20 protein-coding genes are annotated in these 21,430 nt (G+C 69.7%); 14 read left to right on the plus strand and 6 right to left on the minus strand.

Annotated features, from left to right (window positions below; translation table 11 throughout):
• Window positions 1-600 precede the first annotated feature (600 nt).
• From CEK65_RS09425 to CEK65_RS09450, 6 genes are all read left to right on the plus strand, one after another.
• Entirely contained in the window at window positions 601-1,179 is a 579-nt protein-coding gene (locus tag CEK65_RS09425) for a hypothetical protein (protein ID WP_152247285.1), read from the plus strand.
• A complete protein-coding gene (locus CEK65_RS09430) occupies window positions 1,176-1,376 on the plus strand; it encodes a helix-turn-helix transcriptional regulator (RefSeq protein WP_152181549.1) in 201 nt (66 codons plus the stop codon). The genes CEK65_RS09425 and CEK65_RS09430 overlap by 4 nt, the downstream gene beginning before the upstream one ends.
• A gap of 90 nt (window positions 1,377-1,466) precedes the next feature.
• Window positions 1,467-2,981 carry an alpha/beta fold hydrolase gene (locus CEK65_RS09435; protein WP_152181550.1) on the plus strand — a complete coding sequence of 505 codons (1,515 nt, stop codon included), beginning with the start codon at window positions 1,467-1,469 and terminating at the stop codon, window positions 2,979-2,981.
• A 31-nt stretch (window positions 2,982-3,012) separates the two neighbouring features.
• Entirely contained in the window at window positions 3,013-3,759 is a 747-nt protein-coding gene (locus CEK65_RS09440) for an ATP-binding cassette domain-containing protein (RefSeq protein ID WP_017908432.1), read from the plus strand.
• Window positions 3,756-4,937 carry an ABC transporter permease gene (locus CEK65_RS09445; protein WP_152181551.1) on the plus strand — a complete coding sequence of 394 codons (1,182 nt, stop codon included), beginning with the start codon at window positions 3,756-3,758 and terminating at the stop codon, window positions 4,935-4,937. Before CEK65_RS09440 ends, CEK65_RS09445 begins: the two co-directional genes overlap by 4 nt.
• Before the next feature lie 173 nt (window positions 4,938-5,110).
• Complete coding sequence (locus CEK65_RS09450) at window positions 5,111-6,028, plus strand: CPBP family intramembrane glutamic endopeptidase (RefSeq protein WP_152181552.1); 918 nt, start codon at window positions 5,111-5,113, stop codon at window positions 6,026-6,028.
• Window positions 6,029-6,124: 96 nt separating this feature from the next.
• Here CEK65_RS09450 and CEK65_RS09455 read toward each other — a convergent pair whose 3' ends face one another.
• Window positions 6,125-7,135: an energy transducer TonB gene (locus CEK65_RS09455; protein WP_152181553.1), complete on the minus strand. Its 1,011-nt coding sequence runs from the start codon at window positions 7,133-7,135 to the stop codon at window positions 6,125-6,127.
• Window positions 7,136-7,306: 171 nt separating this feature from the next.
• Window positions 7,307-7,915: a TIGR00645 family protein gene (locus CEK65_RS09460; protein WP_017908501.1), complete on the minus strand. Its 609-nt coding sequence runs from the start codon at window positions 7,913-7,915 to the stop codon at window positions 7,307-7,309.
• Between the two features lie 113 nt (window positions 7,916-8,028).
• Between CEK65_RS09460 and CEK65_RS09465 the strand changes: the two genes are divergently transcribed.
• From CEK65_RS09465 to CEK65_RS09480, 4 genes are all read left to right on the plus strand, one after another.
• Window positions 8,029-8,718, plus strand: a complete 690-nt coding sequence (locus CEK65_RS09465) for a glutathione binding-like protein (protein ID WP_017908502.1) — start codon at window positions 8,029-8,031, stop codon at window positions 8,716-8,718.
• Between the two features lie 70 nt (window positions 8,719-8,788).
• A complete protein-coding gene (locus CEK65_RS09470) occupies window positions 8,789-11,020 on the plus strand; it encodes a S9 family peptidase (protein ID WP_152181554.1) in 2,232 nt (743 codons plus the stop codon).
• Window positions 11,021-11,072: 52 nt separating this feature from the next.
• The gene (locus CEK65_RS09475; RefSeq protein WP_152181555.1) at window positions 11,073-11,657 is read left to right on the plus strand and encodes a cytochrome c oxidase assembly factor Coa1 family protein; all 585 of its coding nucleotides are present in this window, start codon (window positions 11,073-11,075) and stop codon (window positions 11,655-11,657) included.
• 249 nt (window positions 11,658-11,906) lie between these two features.
• Window positions 11,907-13,712: a DUF885 domain-containing protein gene (locus CEK65_RS09480; RefSeq protein WP_152181556.1), complete on the plus strand. Its 1,806-nt coding sequence runs from the start codon at window positions 11,907-11,909 to the stop codon at window positions 13,710-13,712.
• A gap of 41 nt (window positions 13,713-13,753) precedes the next feature.
• Here CEK65_RS09480 and CEK65_RS09485 read toward each other — a convergent pair whose 3' ends face one another.
• Both CEK65_RS09485 and CEK65_RS09490 read right to left on the minus strand, forming a co-directional pair.
• Entirely contained in the window at window positions 13,754-14,119 is a 366-nt protein-coding gene (locus CEK65_RS09485; RefSeq protein ID WP_152181557.1) for a hypothetical protein, read from the minus strand.
• A 226-nt stretch (window positions 14,120-14,345) separates the two neighbouring features.
• Window positions 14,346-14,789 carry a hypothetical protein gene (locus tag CEK65_RS09490; RefSeq protein WP_152181558.1) on the minus strand — a complete coding sequence of 148 codons (444 nt, stop codon included), beginning with the start codon at window positions 14,787-14,789 and terminating at the stop codon, window positions 14,346-14,348.
• Window positions 14,790-14,961: 172 nt separating this feature from the next.
• Here CEK65_RS09490 and CEK65_RS09495 point away from each other — a divergent pair, with 172 nt between their 5' ends.
• Complete coding sequence (locus CEK65_RS09495) at window positions 14,962-15,210, plus strand: hypothetical protein (RefSeq protein WP_010340624.1); 249 nt, start codon at window positions 14,962-14,964, stop codon at window positions 15,208-15,210.
• A gap of 206 nt (window positions 15,211-15,416) precedes the next feature.
• A complete protein-coding gene (hemB, locus tag CEK65_RS09500) occupies window positions 15,417-16,409 on the plus strand; it encodes a porphobilinogen synthase (RefSeq protein WP_152181559.1) in 993 nt (330 codons plus the stop codon).
• Window positions 16,410-16,682: 273 nt separating this feature from the next.
• On the opposite strand, the gene CEK65_RS09505 is transcribed toward hemB, so the two are convergent.
• Window positions 16,683-17,672 (minus strand): NAD-dependent epimerase/dehydratase family protein, encoded by a 990-nt coding sequence (locus tag CEK65_RS09505; protein WP_193314742.1) that lies wholly within the window; start codon window positions 17,670-17,672, stop codon window positions 16,683-16,685.
• A gap of 91 nt (window positions 17,673-17,763) precedes the next feature.
• Here CEK65_RS09505 and CEK65_RS09510 point away from each other — a divergent pair, with 91 nt between their 5' ends.
• Window positions 17,764-18,651, plus strand: coding sequence for a LysR family transcriptional regulator (locus tag CEK65_RS09510; protein ID WP_152181560.1), 888 nt, complete (start codon window positions 17,764-17,766; stop codon window positions 18,649-18,651).
• 116 nt (window positions 18,652-18,767) lie between these two features.
• Here the strand turns inward: CEK65_RS09510 and CEK65_RS09515 are convergent, their stop codons facing one another.
• Window positions 18,768-19,523 carry a DNA/RNA non-specific endonuclease gene (locus CEK65_RS09515; RefSeq protein WP_017909707.1) on the minus strand — a complete coding sequence of 252 codons (756 nt, stop codon included), beginning with the start codon at window positions 19,521-19,523 and terminating at the stop codon, window positions 18,768-18,770.
• Window positions 19,524-19,723: 200 nt separating this feature from the next.
• Here CEK65_RS09515 and CEK65_RS09520 point away from each other — a divergent pair.
• The coding region (locus tag CEK65_RS09520; protein WP_152181562.1) for a PepSY domain-containing protein at window positions 19,724-21,430 on the plus strand (1,707 nt) is incomplete at its 3' end.

A 21,430-nucleotide genomic window follows, 5' to 3' on the forward strand; every position in this document is an offset into this window, starting at 1 on the left:
AAGCGCTGAAGGAGGCTGGCCTGCCGGTGCAGCACATCCGCCGCGAGAAGTACGTCAGCAGCAAGTAACGGCCGCTGTCGGCGCCGGACATCCCGCGTAGGCGCGGCTTCAGCCGCGACCGCTTCACTTGCAGGTCCGTCCAGGGCGAAGCTGCGTGTTTCCGAAGCGTCGAGCGCGCTTCGCGCCCGTACCCTCACCCCAACCCCTCTCCCGGCGGGAGAGGGGCTCGTCTTCCTTCTCCCTTCGGGAGAAGGTGCCCCGAAGGGGCGGATGAGGGTACGGTCGCAGCCTCGCATGCATGGGTCAGCGTGGAGCTTCGCGCCCTTACCCTCACCCCAGCCCCTCTCCCGGCAGGAGAGGGGCTGTGACGTCTCTCTTCTCTCTGGGGAGAAGACACCCCGAAGGGGATGAGTGTCGTCCGACACCGGAAGCCGGCTAGCCCGGCGGTGCCTCCATTCTGTCTGTAAAGGACGCTTGACAGGCGTTCCCGCTGCGCGCATTCTGCTGTCAAGCGTGCTTGACAGGGGGAAGGTCGGCACGGCATACGCGGCAGCCGCGAGGGTGCCGGATCGGGGATCGGCTGAGTATCGGGGACAGATGATGGGCAACTGCAGGCGCAACGCGATCGTGGTGCTGTGCGTGAGTCTGGCGCTGCTGGCGGTGGGGGCCTGGCTGCCGCTCGGCGGCAGCGACTATCTGCGTGGGGTATGCATGGGCGTCGGCATCGGCGGCCTGTTCATGGCGCTGCTGCTGTGGTGGTCGCGGGGCAGCCTGGCCGACAGCGCGCCGCGGGCGCTGGCACGGCGCTACTACCGCGAGTTCTTTCCGCCGATGGGCGCCTACGTGGTGGTGATGCTGTTCTGGAAGCGCCTGCTCGACAGCGTCGACGCGCACTGGCTGCGCGTGGTGGTCGCACTGCTGCCGGCATTGACGTTGGCGCTGGTGATTCGCGCGGTGGCGCGTTTCGTGCGCGACTCCGACGAACTGCAGCGGCGCATCGAGCTGGAGTCCATCGCCATCGCCGCCGGGTTGACCTGTGGCGTCTACATGGCCGCCGGCTTCCTGCAGGCGGCGCAGGTCATCGCGGTGCCGGCCTCGAGCGCGATGCTGTGGGTGTTTCCCGCGCTGTGCATGACCTATGGGGTGGTCAAGGTCGCGAACGCGCGCCGCTACCAATGAACAGCCGCATCCGCGAATTGCGCGAGGCGCAGGGCTGGTCGCAGGGCGAACTGGGCGAGCGGCTGGGCGTGTCGCGACAGACCATCAATGCGCTGGAGACCGGCAAGTACGATCCGAGCCTGCCGCTGGCGTTCCGTATCGCGCGGCTGTTCGCGCACAGCATCGAGCAGGTGTTCCTGTTCGATGAAGGCGAGTAACCGCGTACTCCGTTCCATGCCCCACCGGGCACCGACGACGCCATGTTCCGGCATGGCATTCTGCAAGCCATGAACTCAAGGATGCGAACCATGCGACACCCCTCCCGGCCGTTCGCCATCGCGGCGGCCACCCTGTTGCTCGCCGCCTGCCAGGCGGCCCAGGCACCGACGCCGCAGACGTCCGAGCGCAGCTACGGCGCGCTGCGCTTCCACCCGTGCACGCTGACCAATCCGGTGGCCTCCAACAACGTGCCGGCGCAGTGCGCGCGCATGGCGGTGGCGGAGAATTCGGCGGCGCCGAACGGCCGCAAGATCGAACTCAACATCGCCTGGCTGCCGGTCACCGGCGAGGGCGGCAGCGACCCGGATCCGGTGTTCTTCCTCGCCGGCGGTCCCGGCCAGGCCGCTACCCAGGTCGCCAGCATCGTCGACATGGCGCTGCGCGAGACCCGCAAGCGCCGCGACGTGTTCCTGATCGACCAGCGCGGCACCGGCCAGTCCAATCCGCTGAGCTGCCTGGGACCGGACGGCAAGGAGATGCCGCTGGCCGATCCGGCGCGCGCGCCCACCGCCGCCGAACTGGTCGACTACGCCCGCCGCTGCGCGCAGTCGCTGCAGGGCCGCGCCGATCCGCGCTACTACACCACCACCCAGGCGATCGGCGATCTGGATGCGGTGCGCGCCGCGCTGGGGGTGGACAAGATCAATCTGATCGGCGGCTCCTACGGCACCCGCGTCGCCCAGCAGTACGCGCGCCGCTACGCGCCGCACGTGCGCAGCGTGGTCATCGATGGCGTGGCGCCGAACGACCTGGTGGTCGGCGGCGAGTTCGCCACCACCTTCGAGGATGCGATCGCCCTGCAGGCCGAGCAGTGCAAGGCCGATCCGGCTTGCGCCAAGCGCTTTCCCACCGATACCCGCACGCAGTTGCGCGCAGTGGTGGAGCGGCTGCGGCAGGCGCCGGTGGAAGTGGACTACCGCGATCCGGCCAGCGGCCAGAGCCGCCACGACCGGGTCACCGCCGACACCGTCACCAGCCTGGCGTTCTCGTTCTCCTACGCGCCGCAGACCGCGTCGCTGCTGCCGCTGGTGCTGGACGAAGCGGCCAACGGCCGCTACGGGCCGCTGATGTCGCTGGCAAAGATGATGGGCGGGCAACTGGACGGGCAGATGAATCGCGGCATGCAGTGGTCGGTGATCTGCGCCGAGGACGCCGACCGCTATCGCGCCCCGCAGACGCACGACACGCTGCTCGGTCCGGAAGTGGCGCAGATGTTCTTCGCGCCCTGCCCGGTGTGGCCCACCGGCACCCGCCCGGCCGACTTCACCGCGCCGTTCACCTCGACCTTGCCGGTGCTGCTGACCTCCGGTCAGCTGGATCCGGTGACGCCGCCACGCTATGCCGAGCGCGTGCTCAAGGGCCTGCCCAACGGCCGCCACCTAGTGGTGCGTGGCCAGGGCCACGGCACCATGACCCTGGGCTGCATGCCCAAGCTGCTCGGCCAGTTCTTCGAGACCGCCGATGCCAAGCACCTCGATGCCACCTGCCTGGACGCGATGAGCGGCGTGCCGGCCTTCACTTCATTCAACGGATGGGAACCATGAGCTGCGCAGCGTTCGACAGGGAGGGGCACGCATGATCGTCGCCGACAATCTGCACAAGGCATTCAAGACCCGCGCCGGCGCCGTGCAGGCGGTGCAAGGGGTCAGCTTCCAGGCCGCCGACGGCCAGATCACCGGCCTGCTCGGTCCCAATGGCGCCGGCAAGACCACCACCTTGCGCATGCTGTACACGCTGATGGCGCCGGACCAGGGCCAGGTGCGCGTGGACGGCGTGGACGTGGGCCAGGATCCGATGGCGGTGCGGCGCGCGCTGGGCGTGCTGCCGGATGCGCGTGGCGTCTACAAGCGGCTGACCGCGCGCGAGAACATCGCCTACTTCGGCGAGCTGCACGGGCTGTCGGCGGCACGCATCGCCGAGCGCACCCGGTTGCTGTCGAAGGCGCTGGACATGGACGACATCCTCGACCGCCAGACCGAGGGCTTCAGCCAGGGCCAGCGCACCAAGACCGCGATCGCCCGCGCGCTGGTCCACGACCCGCGCAACGTGATCCTGGACGAACCCACCAACGGCCTGGACGTGATGACCACGCGCGCATTGCGCGGCTTCCTGCGCGAGCTGCGCGAGGAAGGGCGTTGCGTGATCTTCTCCAGCCACATCATGCAGGAAGTGGCGGCGCTGTGCGATCGCATCGTCATCATCGCCAAGGGCACGGTGGTGGCCGCCGGTACCGCCGATGAACTGCGCGCCCTGACCGGCGAACCCAATCTGGAAGACGCCTTCGTCAAGGCGATCGGCAGCGACGAGGGACTGCACGCATGAGCCTGCTCCGTACCGTATTCACCGTGATGCGCAAGGAATTGCGCGACCTCTCGCGCGATCGCCGCACCCTGGCGCTGGCCTTGCTGCTCGGGCCGCTGCTGTATCCGGCGTTGATCCTGGGCATGGGCGCATTGGCCGAGAGCCGCGTGCGCACCCAGATCGACAAGCCGCTGGACATTCCGGTGATCGGCCGCGAACGCGCGCCGAACCTGGTGGCCTTCCTTGCCGCGCAGGGCTTGAACGCGGTCGCGCCGCCGAAGGACCTGACCGGGGCGATCCGCAGCCAGGACGTGGATCTTGCGCTGAAGATCGACGAGGACTACGCCAACGCCTGGCACGAAGGGCGCCCGGCGCTGGTGGAGATCATCAAGGACAGCACCCGCCGCGATGCCGACATCCCGACCCAGCGGGTGCAGGCCGCGCTGGGCATGTACGGCCAGCAGGTCGGGGCCTTGCGCCTGCTGGCGCGCGGCATCGATTCGCAGGTGTCGCGGCCGCTGGATGTGGCACTGCAGGACCTGGCCACGCCCGAGGCCAAGCGTGGCGCGTTGCTGGCGATGCTGCTGCCGGTGCTGCTGACCATCACCTCGTTCATCGGCGGCGCGTACCTGATCCTCGACGCCACTGCCGGCGAACGCGAGCGGCAATCGCTGGAGCCGCTGCTGGCCACGCCGGCCTCGCGCAGCGCCATCGTCAGCGGCAAGATCGCCGCGGCCTGCGTGGTCGGCCTGGTCTCGCTGCTGCTGACCCTGCTCGCGTTCAAGCTCAGCGCGCAGGTGGCCAGCGGCATCGGCCGCCAGCTCAACGTCAGCTTCGTGGCCATGTTGCAGATGCTGTTCGTGCTGCTGCCGATGCTGTTCATCGGCACCTCGCTGCTGACCTATCTGGCGGCCGCGGCCAAGAGCATGAAGGAAGCGCAGAGCCACATGACCTGGCTGATGCTGCTGCCGATGCTGCCGGGCTATGCGTTGATGGTGTATCCGCTGAAGACCACGCTGTGGCAGTTCGCGGTGCCGTTCCTGGCGCAGAACCAGATGCTGATGAAGATCATCCGCCGCGAGACGATCGATCCGCAGATCTGGGCGGTGTACCTGCTCACCGGTTTCGGCCTGGCCGCGGTGCTGTGGCTGGCGGCGGTGCGCCGCTACCGCCAGGAACAGCTGGCGATCTCCAGCTGAGCAGGAGGCAGCGCGCGGGCCGGGTCCGCGCGCTGCACGCCCGTCGTCGCGGAGCCGCGCAGGAAACGCGATCGTGATGCACACTCGCTGCGCGCAGCGGCGTTGCCCGTCCTGCCGATGCTTCCTCCGCAGCGAGCCTTTGCATGTCTCCAGATCCACACGATGCCCCAGCAATGATGGCGGCCGGCGCCGGGCGCCTGCTGGTGCTGGGCGAGGCGCGCATCCTGCAGCCCGGAAGGGTGCGCTGGCTGCGGGCGCTGCTCTGGGCGATCGCGTTGCTGGCGCTGATGATCGTCGTGGCGACGGCGGTGCCGCTGCTGTGCGCCAGGCTGCTTCCGCCGGGCGCGGATCGGCTCGCGCCGTATGCGACGGCGCTGACGGCGCTGACGGCCGCCGTGTTCTACGCAATCGCGGTGCGCCTGGGCGAGTGGCGCTGGCCGGCGGAACTCGCCTGGCGCGCCGCGCCCTTGCAGTTGGGCGTGGGGCTGCTGTTGGGCGCGGCCATGTTCGCGGCGGTGATGGCGATCATGGCGGCGTTCGGCGTCTACACGATCCGCTGGACCGGGGCGGCGCCGGTGTGGGCGCCGCTCGGAAAGGCGTTGCAGGCCGGCGTGGTGGAAGAACTGATGCTGCGCGCGATCCTGTTGCGGCTGCTGTGGCGCGCGTTCGGGCCATGGTTGGCGTTCGCGCTGTCGGCGCTGCTGTTCGGCCTCGCCCACCTCGGCAATCCGAACGCGAGCGTGTTCGCCGCGTTGTGCATCGCGGTGGAGGCGGGCGTCATGCTGGGTGCGTTCTACGTGCTCAGCGGCCGGCTCTGGGTCTCCATCGGCGTGCATGCGGCCTGGAACTTCACCCAGGGCTATCTGTTCGGCGCGGCGGTATCGGGGACCGACATGGGGCCGGCGATCGCGCGCAGCACGGCGCAGGCCGGGGTGCCGGAATGGTTGAGCGGTGGCGCGTTCGGTCCGGAGGCCTCGCTGCCCGGCTTGCTGGTGTGCACGGTGGTGGGCGCGATCGCGACCTGGATGGCCTGGCGCAAGGGGCGCTTCGGCGTCTCCGCGCGCAGTGCTGGCATGACACCGACGTCCTGATCGCGCTGGTCGACGTGTTGCGGTCGGCGCGGTGTTGCGCCTGAGCGTTCTCTGCGCGCCCGGCCGCTGCCGGGCACGCAGGTGTCATTGATGGGCTCAGCCGCCGGGATTGAACGCCAGCGTGCGGCGGGTGGTCACCGGCGCGCCGACCGGTTCGAAGCGCCAGCGCTTGGTGGCGTTCAACGCCTCGCGGTCGAACACCCGCGGCGGCGTGGAGCGCAGCACGCGGGCATTGGTGACCGCGCCGTCGGTGCCGACGGTGATCTCCACCAGCACTTCGCCCGCGGTACCCGAGCGCAGTGCTTCGGGCGGATAGCGCGGCGCCGGGGTGCTGATCGGGCGCAGCGTCTGTGCGGTGGCGGCAGCGGCCGGCGCGGCCGCGGGGGCTGCTGCCGGTGCCGGCGTCGGTTGCGTGGTGGCGGCGGGCGTGGCGGGGCGCGCGGCGGCCTGGCGTTCGGCCTCCTGGCGTGCGCTCTCGCGGCGCGCGGCCTCCTGCTGTGCGGCGATCTGCTGCGCCGCCTGCGCCTCGCTGGCCTGCTGCTGCGCCTGCTTCTGCTGCTCGGCTGCCAGCTTGGCCTTCTGCTCGGCGTCCTTCTTGGCCTTGTCGGTCTCGTCCTGGCTGCGCTGGGCCACGGCCTCCATGCCCTTGCTCACGCCCTGCTTGAGCCGCGGCAGCGCCGGCGCCTGCGGATCCATCTTCTCGATCAGGCCGATCAGGCGCTGGGCTTCCGGGAAGTCCTCGCGGTTGATGCTCTGTTCGGCGGCGATCAGCGTGTACGGCATCAGGTCGGTCAGCGCGCTCTTGACCCCGGCGTCGTCCGGCTGCTTGTCGCGCAACGCTAGGTAGTACTCGACCGCGTTGTTGCCGGCCGGTGCATACATGCGGTTCTCGCGCAGCGCCTGGCTGGCCGAGTCGTGCAATTGTTCGGTGCCCATCGACTGCACCTTGGCCGAGACCGCCGGCGGTGCCGGTGCGTTGGCCGCGGCGGTGGCCGGTGCAGCGCTGGGTGGTGCGGCCTCTTCCTGCTTGGAGCAGGCCGCCAGCGCGGCCAGCAACAGGATCGGCGCGACCCGGCGCGCCTTGGCGAGTGTGGTGAGTTGCGACATGCGTCCCCCTGAATCCCCGGTGTTGGCAATCAACGATGCGACGGCGGTGCGTTCGCGGTGCTGCGGCCCCCATGCCGCCAGCGCACCCCATCGGTCAATCTAGCATCCGCGGCCGCCGCGTGCGTGGCAGCCGCTGCCATGCGGCAAAAAGCGTGACGCGGCGCGCGCCGGTCAATGCGCCGGCCGCGCCGGCGCGGACGCGGACATGATCCGGTCGGTCCAGGCGATGCCGATCGCCGACAGGATGAAGATGCCATGGATGATGGTCTGCCACAGCACGCCGGTGGCGGTCAGCGTCGCGCAGCTCTTCAGGTCCACCGTCCCCACGGCGCTGGCCAGCTGTTCCGGCGAGCACATCGGCATGCCGCCGAGCGCGCCGACCGCGATGAAGGTCTTGAGCAGGTGGATCGAGGAGATGCCGATGATCGACAGCGCCAGCTTGACCTTGAGCACGCTGGCGTTGACATGGCTCAGCCACTCCGGCTGGTCCGGATGGCCTTCCAGGCCCAGCCGCGACACGAAGGTCTCGTAGCCGCCGACGATCACCATCACCAGCAGGTTGGAGATCATCACCACGTCGATCAGGCCGAGCACGATCAGCATGATCTGCTGCTCGCCCAGGCTCGGCGCCTCGTGGATCAGGTGCCACAGCTCCTTGCCGAACAGGAACACGTAGACGCCCTGGGCCACGATCAGTCCCAGGTACAGCGGCAACTGCAGCCAGCGCGAGGCGAAGATCAGGTTGGACAGGGGATGCAGGCGGGGCCGCTCTGGAGTCATGGCGTGGTCTGGAATGCTGCGTTGCGGGAGCGGCCAGGGTACCCGGCCGGCGATGACGCTGCCAAGCCGGGGGCCGCCGCTACACTCGGGATCCCCTGTCCAGGAACGCCGCCATGATTGATCTGTACTACTGGCCCACCCCCAATGGCCACAAGGTCACCCTGTTCCTCGAGGAAGCCGGGCTGGACTACACGCTCAAGCCGGTCAACATCGGCGCCGGCGAGCAGTTCGCGCCCGACTTCCTGGCGATCTCGCCGAACAACAAGATGCCGGCCATCGTCGACCATGCCCCGGCCGACGGCGGCGCGCCGCAGAGCGTGTTCGAATCCGGCGCGATCCTGCTGTATCTGGCCGAGAAGACCGGCCGCTTCCTCCCGGCCGATCCGCGCGGGCGCGTGCTCGCGCTGGAATGGCTGTTCTGGCAGATGGCCGGGCTCGGCCCGATGACCGGGCAGATGGGGCATTTCAACGTCTACGCGCCGGAGAAGATCGGCTATGCGATCGAACGCTACGGCAACGAGGTGCGGCGCCTGCACGGGGTGCTGGACAAGCGTCTGGCGCACAGCGCCTACCTGGCCGGCGACGACTACGGCATCGCCGACATGGCCAGCTACCCGTGGATCGAGGTGTACAACGGGCTGACTCCCGACTACGCCGCCTTCCCGCACCTCAAGCGCTGGCACGAGGCCATCGCCGCGCGCCCGGCCACCCAGCGCGCCTACGCCTTGAAGGAGCAGGTGAACCCGAACGCGGGCAAGCCGCTCAGCGACGCCGAGCGCAAGCACCTGTTTGGACAGCGCTGAGCCGGCGCGCTTCTCAAATCCCGGGCGCACGCGCATCATCCGTGCGCTCGGTGCTCCATCAGGAACCTTCATGCGCTCTCTGTTCGCCGCTCTCGCCCTCATGCTCGCCACCCCCATCGTTCCCGCCCACGCCGAGAAACTGACCCTGGAGGCCATCACCGGCAGCAAGCCGCTGTCCGGGCCGACCCTGATGAAGCCCAAGGTGGCGCCGGACGGCTCGCGGGTGACCTTCCTGCGCGGCAAGGACAGCGACCGCAACCAACTGGACCTTTGGGAATACGACATCGCCAGCGGCCAGACCCGCATGCTGGTGGATTCCAAGCTGGTGCTGCCCGGCACCGAGACCCTGAGCGACGAGGAGAAGGCGCGCCGCGAGCGCCAGCGCATCGCCGCCTACACCGGCATCGTCGAGTACCAGTGGGCGCCGGACGCGCATGCGCTGCTGTTCCCGCTCGGCGGCGAGCTGTACCTGTACGACCTGAGCAAGACCGGCAGCGCCGCGGTGCGCAAGCTCACCCACGGCGAAGGTTTCGTCACCGATCCCAAGATCTCGCCCAAGGGCGGCTACGTCAGCTTCGTGCGCGGGCGCAACCTGTGGGTGATCGACCTGGCCAGCGGCCAGCAGCACCAGCTCACCCGCGACGGCAGCGAGACCATCGGCAACGGTGTGGCCGAGTTCGTCGCCGACGAGGAGATGGATCGCCACACCGGCTACTGGTGGGCGCCGGACGACTCGGCGATCGCCTTCGCGCGCATCGACGAAACCGAGGTGCCGGTGCAGAAGCGCCCGGAGGTCTACGCCGACCACACCGAGGTGGTGGAGCAGCGCTATCCGCAGGCCGGCCAGCCCAACGTCAAGATCCAGCTCGGCACCATCGCGCCGCGCGCCGGCGCGCAACCGCAGTGGATCGACCTGGGCAAGAACCCGGACATCTACCTGGCGCGGGTGGACTGGCGCGATCCGCAACGGCTGACCTTCCAGCGCCAGTCGCGCGACCAGAAGCGCCTGGAGCTGATCGAGGCGACCCTGGCCACCGGCAAGCAGCGCCTGCTGATCACCGAGACCAGCCCGACCTGGGTGCCGCTCACCTACGACCTGCACTTCCTCAAGGACGGACGTTTCGTCTGGGGCTCGGAGCGTAGCGGCTACGAACACCTGTACCTGGCTTCGGAAGACGGCCGCACGCTGCGCCCGCTGACCCAGGGCGAGTGGGTGGTGGACGAACTGCTCGCGGTGGACGAGGCGGCCGGCAAGGTCTATTTTTCCGCGACCAAGGCGTCGCCGACGCAGACGCAGATTTACGCGGTGCCGCTGGCCGGCGGTGCCATCGCGCAGCTGTCCAAGCCCAATGGCACGCATGCCGCCAGCTTCGCCAAGAACGCCAGCGTGTATGTCGACAGTTGGTCCAACACCACCACGCCGCCGCAGATCGAGCTGTTCCGCGCCAACGGCGAAAAGATCGCCACCCTGCTGGTCAACGACCTGGCCGATCCGCAACACCCGTATGCGGCCTACCGTGAGGCGCAGCGTCCGGTCGAGTTCGGCTCCCTGACCGCCGCCGACGGCAAGACCCAGCTGCACTACCGGCTGATGAAGCCGGACGGATTCGACCCGGGCAAGCGCTACCCGGTGGTGGTCTATGTGTACGGCGGTCCGGCCGCGCAGACCGTGGTCGACGGCTGGCCCGGCCGCGGCGATGCGCTGTTCGACCAGTACCTGGCGCAGCACGGCTATGTGGTGTTCTCGCTGGACAACCGCGGCACGCCGCGCCGCGGCCGCGATTTCGGTGGTGCGCTGTACCAGCACCAGGGCACCGTGGAAGTGGACGACCAGTTGCGCGGCGTGGCCTGGCTGAAGGCGCAGCCGTGGGTGGATGCGGCGCGTATCGGCGTGTACGGCTGGTCCAACGGCGGCTACATGACCCTGATGCTGCTGGCCAAGCACAGCGAGGCCTATGCCTGCGGCGCCGCCGGCGCGCCGGTGACCGACTGGGGTCTGTACGACAGCCACTACACCGAGCGCTACATGAACCTGCCCAAGGCCAATCCCGATGGCTACCGCGACAGCCGCGTGGCCGCGCACCTGGACGGGCTGACCTCGCAACTGCTGCTGCTGCACGGCATGGCCGACGACAACGTGCTGTTCACCAATTCCACCTCGCTGATGAGCGAACTGCAGAAGCGCGGCAAGCTGTTCGAGCTGATGACCTATCCGGGCGCCAAGCACGGCCTGTCCGGCAGCAACGCGCTGCACCGCTATCGCACCACCGAAGCCTTCCTGGCGCGCTGCCTCAAGCCCTGAGTGCGCCGTTCCGCTTCCACCTTCCCGCTTCCGCACGACAAGGAGTGACGTCATGTCGAGTCCGCCACCGCTGCCCGGCACGCCCGGTCCCACCTCCACCACGGCGCTGCCACCGGCCAAGCGCGGCTGGTGGGCGCGTCATTGGAAGTGGGCGGTGCCGCTGATCGTGCTGGTGCTCGGCGCCCTGCTGCTGGCGTCGATCGCGGTGTTCGTGCTCGGCATCGCGCGCGTCACCAAGTCGTCCGAGCCGTACCGGGTCGGTGTGATGGCCGCGCAACATGACCCGCGCGTGGCGGCTGCGCTGGGCGCGCCGATCAAGGACGGCATCATGCCCAGCGGCAGCTTCAACAGCAGCGGCGGCGGCAGTGGCAATGCCGAGCTGAGCGTGTCGCTGCACGGCAGCCGCGCCAACGGCACCCTGTACATCGAAGCCGAGCGCCACGCGGGCGAGTGGCACTACACCACCTTGCAGGTCTTGCCGGATGCGGGTGAAGCGATCCCGCTGCTCGATGCGCTCGGGCAGGATGCCGAGGACGAGGACGAAGAGGCGGACGGGATGGCGGTCGAGGCGCCGCCGGTGCCCGCCACAGACGTCGACGACAGTGCCACGCCGGCAGAGGCCGACGCGACGAAGTAGCGAGGTGGCGAACCTTCTGCCGCTCATCGCGTCGCGTGGTGCGTGGGTGGCGCCATGGGGATGCGCGATCGCACCGCCATGTCCTGCAATCGCGCGCCTCTGCTGCCGGCACAGCATCTGCGCGAACGCGGCGGCGTAGTCTTCATCCGCATGCTGCACCGCGGCGTGGCGGCGGCCATGACCTCCGGCAGATGGCCGAGCCGGCACGCGCCGCGTACGGTCCTGACATCATTCTGTCGGAGCTATGCCATGAAGCCACGTGTCCTCGCCATCGCCCTGACCCTGGCACTGGCGGCGCCTTTGCCGTTTTCGGCGATGGACGCGGCGGCCGCACCGGCGGCCGCGTCGGCCAAGCACGCGCCGGCCTGGGTGGAGCGCAGCAATGCGTTCGCGCAGATCCTGCTGCAGGCGCAGGCGCCGTTCCAGGCCGAGGAAGTGAGCTTCTTCGGCGTGCCGGGATTCGACGACCAGGTCTCCGATTTCGGGCCCGACAACGCGCGGCGTTTCCGCGAGGCGACCGCTGCCGCGCGCCGCACGCTTCAGGAAAAACTGCAGGTGGAGCGCGATCCGAACGTGCGCCAGGATCTGGCGATCCTGATCCACGCCGCCGACCAATCCATCGAGGGCAGCATGCTCAACGAGCGTTTCTTGCTGCCATGGACCGACGCGCCGCAGCACGTGTTCGGCGGCATCAACAACCTGTTGTCCGAGCAGGTGCCGGCGGCGCGCCGCGCCAAGGCGCTGCTGCGGCTGCAGCGCTACGTCGGCCTGGCGCCGGGCAGCACCTCGATCCTGCTGCTGGCGCGGCAACGCTACGAAGAGAAGCGTGCCGACGGCAACCTCCTGCAGCCGACCAGGCGCGAGGTCGAGCAGGCCTTGAGCAACGTCGATACCTATGCCAAGGGCATTCGCGCGCTGTTCGCCGAGTACAAGATCACCGGCGCGGATGCGGCGCTGGCGGCGCTGGACAAGCAGTTCCAGGACTACGCCACGTGGACGCGCACGGTGGTGCTGCCGCAGGCGCGCGAGGATGCGCGCCTGCCGCCCGAGCTGTATGCGTTCCAGCTCAAGCAGGTCGGCATCGACATCGCACCGCAGGTGCTGATGCAGCGCGCGCAGCTGGAATTCATGGAAACCCGCGCGGCGATGCAGCAACTGGCGCCACTGGTGGCCGCGGCCAAGGGCCTGCGCGGCGACGACGCCCGCGACTACCGCACGGTGCTGCGCGCGCTCAAGCGCGACACCATTGCCGACGACAAGCTCGAAGCCCACTACCGCAGCGTCATCGACCGCATCGATCCGGTCATCCGCCAGCAGCGCATCGTCGACGTGCCGCAGCGGCCGATGCAGATGCGCCTGGGCTCGCCGGCGGAAAGCGCCGCGCAACCGGCGCCGCATTTCCGCCCGGCGCCGCTGGTCGGCAACACCGGCGAGCAGGGCACCTTCGTGCTGCCACTGGGCAATCCGGACAGCGCCGGCAAGGGCGAGCACTACGATGATTTCAACTTCGGCGCGGCGGCGTGGACGCTGAGCGCGCACGAAGGCCGACCCGGCCACGAACTGCAGTTCACTGCCATGGTCGAGCGCGGCGTGTCGCTGGCGCGCAGCCTGTTCGCGTTCAACTCGGTCAACGTCGAAGGCTGGGCGCTGTACGCCGAGGCCGAGATGGTGCCGTACGAGCCGCTGGACGGACAGTTGATCGCCTTGCAGTTCCGCCTGCTGCGCGCGGCGCGGGCCATGCTCGACCCGATGCTCAATCTCGGCCTGATCGACCGCGAGCGGGCGCGCCTGGTGCTGGAGAACGACGTCGGCCTGTCGCCGGCGATGGCGCGGCAGGAACTGGACCGCTACATGGTGCGCGCGCCCGGCCAGGCCGGCAGCTACTTCTACGGCTACAGCCGCATCCTGGAACTGCGCATGCGCACCGAACTGGCGCTGGGCGCCAGGTTCGACCGCCTGAAGTTCAACAACTTCCTGCTGGACCAGGGGCTGTTGCCCCCGGACCAGCTGGCCGCGGCGGTGGACGAGGCGTTCGTGCCGTCGCAGCGCAAGTGAGGGCCATCGCATCGCTGCGCGAAAGCGCAGCGGTACGGCCCTCAGTGCTCGTACGGCACGCTTTCCGGGCGCCGACTAGGATCCGTCCAGTTGCCTTGTTTGGCGGCTGCCGGACAGATTTCCTCGTATTGCTTCACCGCGGCGATCGCGGTGGGCGTCCATGCACCGCACTGCGAACCGCGCTTGCAGCAGCGGACCGGACTCGGCTTCAAACAGTAGCCTGGGTCCGCTCGCCATGTGCCACTGATCGGATCGACCGGGCTCCAGTTCTTGTCGACACCCTTGCAACCTTGGGTACAGAACACGAACGGATCATTGTCGCGGCACACGAGCTTCTGGTAGACCGTTGCGGCGGTGGCGTGAAACGACAGCAAACAAGCAGCGGAAATCCATATCCAGCGCTTCATGGGCTCTCTTCATGGATGAAGACGAAAAGGGTTCTCTGCTGCATGAAGGCGATCCAGTTCATGCATTCCCTACCCACGTGAGCGGAATGCCTGCGGTTCGCAGCCAAGCGGGACCGTCCGCCTTTCAAGCGGGTGGACCATAACGTAGCAATGTTGCAGTGCCTGGATGCAGGCAGGCCGGCGCGCAGAGCACGTCGCCGCTGCACGCCTGCCCGGTGGCGCGGTTTCAGCGTCCCGCTGGCGCAGCTGGCGCCTGCGCCCCCGGCGGCACCCAGATCGCCATGCCGGCGGCACGTTTCTGCGTGGTGGGGATACCGATGCCCAGGCCGCCGCCGACGTGGCCGCCGTAGCTGCCCGCGCCGACCGACAGGCCGCCGCCGGAGCGCTGCGAGCCCACGCCCATCAGCACCACGCCGTTGGCGCCGAGCTTGGCCGCGTCGCGCTTGAGCCGGTCCACGGCCGCGTCGGTCTGGCCCTGGGTGCCGAAGCCGGCCGCGCTGGAGGCTTCGAGCTGGGCGATATCCACCGCCCCCGGCGGCGGCGCGGAGTAGATCTGCACCAGTGCCGGGTCGATCGGCGGGCGCGCCGCGCCGACCATCACTTTCGAGGAACTGGCGCAGCCGGCCAGGGCCAGCAGCAGCGCCAGCGGCAACAGCGGTCGGATGTTCATGGCCTTACCCCCGTGTTCGGATCTCACGCGATCATAGGCGGGCCGGGTGAATCGTGCCGAACCCGCCGCTGTCGCACCCTCGCAGGGCCGCCGTGATCCCCGTGCCAAGAGTTGGGTTGCCTGGCGTTCGCCGCGCGCTATGGTGCAGGCTGACATTCGCACGGAGGCCGGCATGGGCCTGATCAGTCTGCTGTGGGGCATCGTGGCGTTGCTGTGGATGATCCTGGCCTTCATCCCGCTGCTCGGCTGGGGCAACTGGTTCCTGATCCCGTTCGCCGCGGTCGGCGCGCTGATCGCCGCGATCGGGCTGCTGTTCACCGCGGCGCCCAACCGCGGCCGCGCCAAGACCGGCCTGATGCTCAATGCGCTGGTGATCGTGGTCGGGGTGATCCGGTTGAGCCTGGGCGGCGGGGTGATCTGACCTGCGTGCCGGGCGACCGGCATGCTGTGTTGCAGCATTCCGCGCTGCGCGCCGTGCCGGCGGGAGTAACATGCCCAGCCGACGGCGCCCGCGCGCGGGCCGCCTTGCGTTCACGCCGGTGCCGGCGGCGCGGCCTGCGGTGCCTGGCGGCATCGGCCGCGCGACTGGCGCGGCCTCCCAACATCCGCCCACCCAGGAGCCTGCACGTGGCCCATCCCCACTATCGCCCCCGGCGCATGCGCCGCGATGCCTTTTCGCGCCGCCTGATGCGCGAACACACCCTCACCGTCGACGACCTGATCTGGCCGGTGTTCGTGCACGACGTGCCCGGGCGCACCCCGATCGCGTCCATGCCGGGCGTGGAGCGGCTGTCGATCGAAGAACTGCTGAAAGAGGCCGAGGCCGCGCTGGAACTGGGCATCCCGGTGATCGACCTGTTCCCGGTGATCGACCCGGCCGGCAAGTCGCTGGACGCGGCCGAGGCCTGGAACCCGGACGGCCTGGCGCAACGCGCGGTGCGCGCGCTGAAGATGCGCTTCCCGGAGCTGGGCGTGATGACCGACGTGGCGCTGGATCCGTACACCAGCCACGGCCAGGACGGCATCATCGACGACCGCGGCTACGTGCTCAACGACATCACCGTCGAGGCGCTGGTGCGGCAATCGCTGTCGCATGCGCAGGCCGGCGTGGACATCGTCTCGCCGTCGGACATGATGGACGGCCGCATCGGCGCGATCCGCCGCGCGCTGGATGCCGACGAACATCTGCACGTGCGCATCATGGCCTACTCGGCCAAGTACGCCTCGGCCTTCTACGGGCCGTTCCGCGAGGCGGTGGGCAGCGCCGGCAACCTCGGCAAGGCCGACAAGACCACCTATCAGATGGATCCGGCCAACGGCGACGAGGCCCTGCGCGAGATCGCGCTGGACCTGGAAGAAGGTGCGGACATGGTGATGGTCAAGCCCGGCATGCCCTACCTGGACGTGGTGCGGCGGGTGAAGGACGAATTCCGCGTGCCGACCTTCGCCTACCAGGTCAGCGGCGAGTACGCGATGCTCAAGGCAGCGATCGGCAACGGCTGGCTGGACGAGCGCGCCTGCGTGCTGGAGTCGCTGATGGCGTTCAAGCGCGCCGGCGCCGACGGCGTGCTGACCTATTTCGCGCCGCAGGTGGCGCGCTGGCTGCGCGAGGCGCGCTGAGCCGGTGCCTGGCTGTCAGAGACACCGCCGTCGCGACGCTTTTCTCCGGAAGGCCCTGTCGCGACTGAAGTGCACCTCCAGCAGCGGCGAAGGCCATTCGGAGGAGCGGTTCGAGCCGCTCCTGCCATCGAGACAGGACATCATGCCGAGCCGTGGCAATGATGCGTCATTCGAGGTGCCCTGAAGTCGCTCCTGTACAGGCGGCGATCTTGCGATCCATTTGCGTGGATCTTCGTAGGCGCGGCGTCAGCCGCGCCTACGCACACATCGGCGTCATGTCGATGGTGTCGCCGCCGGCAGACAGCCCAGCCCCTGCAGCGTCGCCTCCACCGCCACGTCCAGCGGCGTATGCGGTTCTTCGCCGAGCAGTTCCAGCAGCCGCGCATTGCGCATGCGCAGCGGGTGCCGCCACAGCGGGCGCATCTCGTGCAGTTCGCGCGCCAGCGGCCAGAATGGCTGGGCCAGGGTCAGCAGCGGCCACGGGAAGCGGCGCGTGCGCGGCGGCGCCAGGCCATGGCGCTGCGCCACCCGCGCGATCGCGGCGGCCATCTGTGTGCCGTCGGCGTCCCAGTGCCCGTCCATGTGCAGGCGGGCGAACGCCGGCAGGCGCGTGCGCTGTTGCAGCAGCGCCAGCATGGTCCGCGCCACGTCCGGCACGTAGGCCCATTGGTGGCCGACACCTGGATCGCCCGGCAGGGTCACCGTCGTGACCGGCCGTCCCCGTCGCACCAGCCCCTGCGCGAACCAGCTGTTGCCCACGCGCGGGCCGAAGAAGTCGCCGGCGCGCACCACGATGGCGCATGCGCCTCGTGCGGTCGCGGCCTGCAGGCGCCGCTCCATTTCCACCCGGATCGCGCCCTTGCGGGTGACCGGGGCCTGTGGCGCGTCTTCGTCTGGCGCCGGATAGGCGTCCGGGCCGTAGTTGTAGACCGTGCCCGGCAGCACCACGGTGGCGCGCTCGGCGATGGCCGCGGCGACGGTGTTGTCGATCATCGGCAGCACCAGCTCCGACCAGCGCCGGTAGCCAGGCGGATTCACCGCATGCACGATCACCGCACAGCCCTTGGCCGCCTGCCGCACGTCGGCCTGTCGCAGCGCATCGCCGCGGTGCCAGTGGATGCCGTCGCGCGCCACGCTGGGGTGGGCGAGGCCGCGCTGCAGGGCGCGCACCTGCCAGCCGGCGTCGCGCATCTGCCGCGCCAGTTCGCCGCCGATGCCGCCGCTGGCGCCCAGCACCAGGGCCGTGGAAGAAGAAGAGGACATGGCAGCGCTCCGTCGGGGTCGGCGCTCAGTCTCGGTGCGGGTGCCACAGAAGAAAATTGGCGAAGAACGCCGACCAGCTATACATTTCTGTATGGACAATACGATCGGCTGGGAACTCTACCGCTCCTTCCTGGCGGTGCTGGAGGAGGGCTCGTTGTCGGCGGCGGCACGCGCGCTGGGGCTGACCCAGCCCACGGTCGGCCGTCACGTGGCGGCGCTGGAACAGGCGCTGGCGGTGCCGCTGTTCGTGCGCTCGCAGACCGGCCTGCTGCCCACCGATGCCGCCCTGGCCTTGCGCGGGTATGCGCAGGCGATGGGCAGCCTGGCCGCGTCGCTGCAGCGCGCGGCGGGCCGCCACGGCGATGCGGTGCGCGGCACGGTGCGCATCGCCGCCAGCGAGGTGATCGGCGCGGAAGTGCTGCCGCCGGTGCTGGCGGCCTTGCGCCGCGCGCATCCGCACCTGCGGCTGGAACTGGTGTTGAGCAACCGGGTGCAGGACCTGCTGCACCGCGAGGCCGACGTGGCGGTACGCATGACCCGGCCCACCCAGGACGTGCTGGTCGCGCGCCGGGTCGGCGAGGTGGCGGTGGCGCTGTTCGCGCACCAGGACTATGTGGACCGGCATGGTCTGCCGCAGGCGCTGGAGGAACTGCCGCAGCACGCGCTGATCGGCTTCGATACGGAAACGCCGTTCCTGCGCGCCGCCCGCAGTGCGCTGCCGCCGTGGCGGCGCGAGGCGTTCGCGTTGCGCGCCGACAGCGACCTGGCGCAACTGGCCTTGCTGCGCGCCGGCTGCGGCATCGGTTTCTGCCAGGTCGCGCTGGCGCGGCGCACGCCGGCGCTGCTGCCGGTGCTGCCGCAGCAGGTGCGCGTCGGCCTGGAGAGCTGGATCGTGATGCACCAGGACGTGCGCGGCAGCGCCGCCTGCAGTGCCGTGTTCTCGGCCCTGGTCGAGTCCATGACCGCGCACACCGCCTGAGGCGCGCGCGCGTGCGATGGCGGCCGGCCGGCGCACACGCGCCGCCGGCCGCCCAAACCGGGCAGGGATGTCAGGACGCTTTTACCAATCCCGACTCCCCACTCCCGAATCCCCGCTTACGGCAGCGTCAGCGCGATCGGGTTGGCCTTCATGCTGGCGCTGATCGCCGGGAACGGATCCACGCCGGACATGGTGATGACGTCGTTGATCGACACCACGTCGCAGTTGATGGTGCTGTCGTTGACGCACATGTAGGCGGCCGCGCCGTTGCCCGGTTCGTACACCGCCTTCCACACGTAGTCCGGGATCTGCACGTGGTCGGCGCCGATGCTGCTGCGCGTGCCGCTGTCGAAGGCCGGGCCGGTGACCACATAGACCTCGCCGCGCTGCTTGGCCAGCTGACGCACCTGCTCTTCGATCCGCGCCCACTCGCCGGTGTTGAGCTTGTGGTCCTGCGGGACCACGTTGGCCATCGAGAAGGTTTCCTTCTCCGAGTTGGTGGTCGAGGCATCGCCGGCCGGGGTCATGTGGCCGCGGTCGAAGCCGGAGTTGGTGTAGTCCGAGGTATGCGAGCGGTCGGCGGCCGGGATGCCGGTCTCGTCGTGGAAGGAGCCGACGCGGCCGATCGATTCGGCGCCGGCGACCTGCTGGTCGGTGATGTGCTCGGCCGAGTACAGCGGACCCTTGGTCACGCCGGAGGCCATCAGCACGTATTCGGTATGGCAGACCTCGGTGGTGCGGCTGGTGATCGACGCGTCGAGCGTCGGCGCCTTGCCGCCGGCGTAGAGCGTGGGACAGCTGGTGGCGGCGCTTGCCGCCTGGGCGGCGAACAGCGCAAGCAGGGCAAGACAACCGCGCAGGGAGACGGACATTGCAGGAACCTCGGCTGGTCAGGGGAGGTGAAGAAACTGGCGAGATTCGATGTCTGTCGGGTGACCGCTGGATGTGCCGCAAATGGCAACTGCGCCGTGGGTCACGTTTGGCGGTAGACGTCGCGCGGCGACGGATCAATCGCATGCGATAAGCGTTCTCATTTACAATGCGCGACCGCCCTGTCCCGCACCGCGCCGACGTGATCAAGTCCTTGTTGTTCCAGCTGCACTGGCTGCTCGGCATCAGCGCCGGGCTGGTGCTGTCGGTGATGGGCCTGAGCGGGGCCACGCTCGCCTTCGAGGACGAGATCGTGCGCCTGGCCAATCCGCCGCTGGCCGCCATCGCCGCGCGTCATGCCGCCGGCGAGCAGCCGCTGCCGCTGGCCGAGCTGGCGCGGCGCCTGGACCTGGAAGGGGCGCACCGCAGCAACCGCGTGTTGATCGATCCGACCGGCACGCGGCCGTCCGCGGTGCGCCTGCCGGGCCGCGACGGCGGCCGCCTGTACTTCGACCCCTACACCGGCGCGGTGCTGCCGGCGCCGCGCCTGGATGGGTTCTTCTCCTTCGTCGAAGACCTGCACCGGCGCCTGGCCGCCGGCGAGCGCGGCAAGGCGGTCACCGGGGTTTGCGCCTTCGTGCTGATCTTCTTCTGCCTGTCCGGCCTGTACCTGCGCTGGCCGCGGCGCTGGTGGAGCTGGCGCGCCTGGTGGGCGGTGGAGTGGAACCGGCAGGGACGCAGCTTCCTGTGGAGCCTGCACTCGGTGATCGGCACCTGGTGTCTGCTGGTGTACCTGCTGATCGCCGCGACCGGGCTGTACTGGTCCTACGACTGGTACCGGCAGGGGCTGGTGGCGATGCTCGGCGGCGATGCCGCGCCCAAGGAGAAGGAGGGCGGTCGTGGCGGAAAGCCACCCGCAGTGGACTACGCGCGGCTGCAGGCGGCCCTCGCCACCGTGCCGGCCGCGCAGCGCGCCTACCTGGACCTGCGCCTGCCCGGCCGCAGCGGCCAGCCGATCGTGGCCCGCTACCTGCCGCCCGATCCGGCGCACGACCGTGCCTACGACAGCGTGGAGGTCGATCCGGCCAGTGGCCGCGTCCTGCGCCACCTGGAGTATCGGCAGCAACCGCTGGGCCGGCGCCTGCTGACCAGCATGTTCGCGCTGCACAGCGGCAGCTTCTTCGGCCTGCCCGGGCGCGTGGCGATGCTGCTGGCGAGCCTGTGCATGTCGCTGTTCTTCGTCACCGGCTGGATGCTGTACCTGGACCGCCGGCGCAAGAAGCGCGCATTGCGCGCCGCGCGCCGCGCGCTGCCGGGGCTGGTCGGCGATGCCGCCGGCGCCTGGCTGGTGGGCTTTGCCAGCCAGAGCGGCCTGGCCGAGCGCCTGGCCTGGCAGACCGCCGCGCAATTGCAGGCCGCCGGGCTGGCGGTGGAGGTGCGTTCGCTGGCGCAGCTGGACCTGGCCCAACTGCGCGGCAGCCAGCGCGCGCTGTTCGTGGTCAGCACCTTCGGCGACGGCGAACCGCCGGACGCGGCGCGCGGCTTCGTGCGCCGCGTGCTGCGCCAGGCGCAGGCACTGCCGGAGCTGCGCTACGCCATGCTCGGCCTGGGCGATCGCCAGTACCCGCAGTTCTGCGGCTTCTCGCGGGAGGTGCAGCACTGGCTGGACGCGCAGGGCGCACAGGCGCTGTTCCCGCCACTGGAAGTGGACAACGCCGATCCGCAGGCACTGGCGCAGTGGCAATGGCAACTGTCCGCGCTCACCGGCGTGGCGGCGTCGGCGCCGGCGCTGCAGGCACCGGAGCCGCTGGACTGGAGCCTGGCCGGTCGCGTCCTGCTCAATCCCGGCAGCGCCGGCGCGCCGGTGTGGCGTATCGACCTCGTGCCACCGCCGCAGGCGCACTGGCAT

Source organism: Xanthomonas sp. LMG 12459, assembly GCF_009192905.1.
Taxonomy (GTDB): Bacteria; Pseudomonadota; Gammaproteobacteria; order Xanthomonadales; family Xanthomonadaceae; genus Xanthomonas_A; species Xanthomonas_A sontii.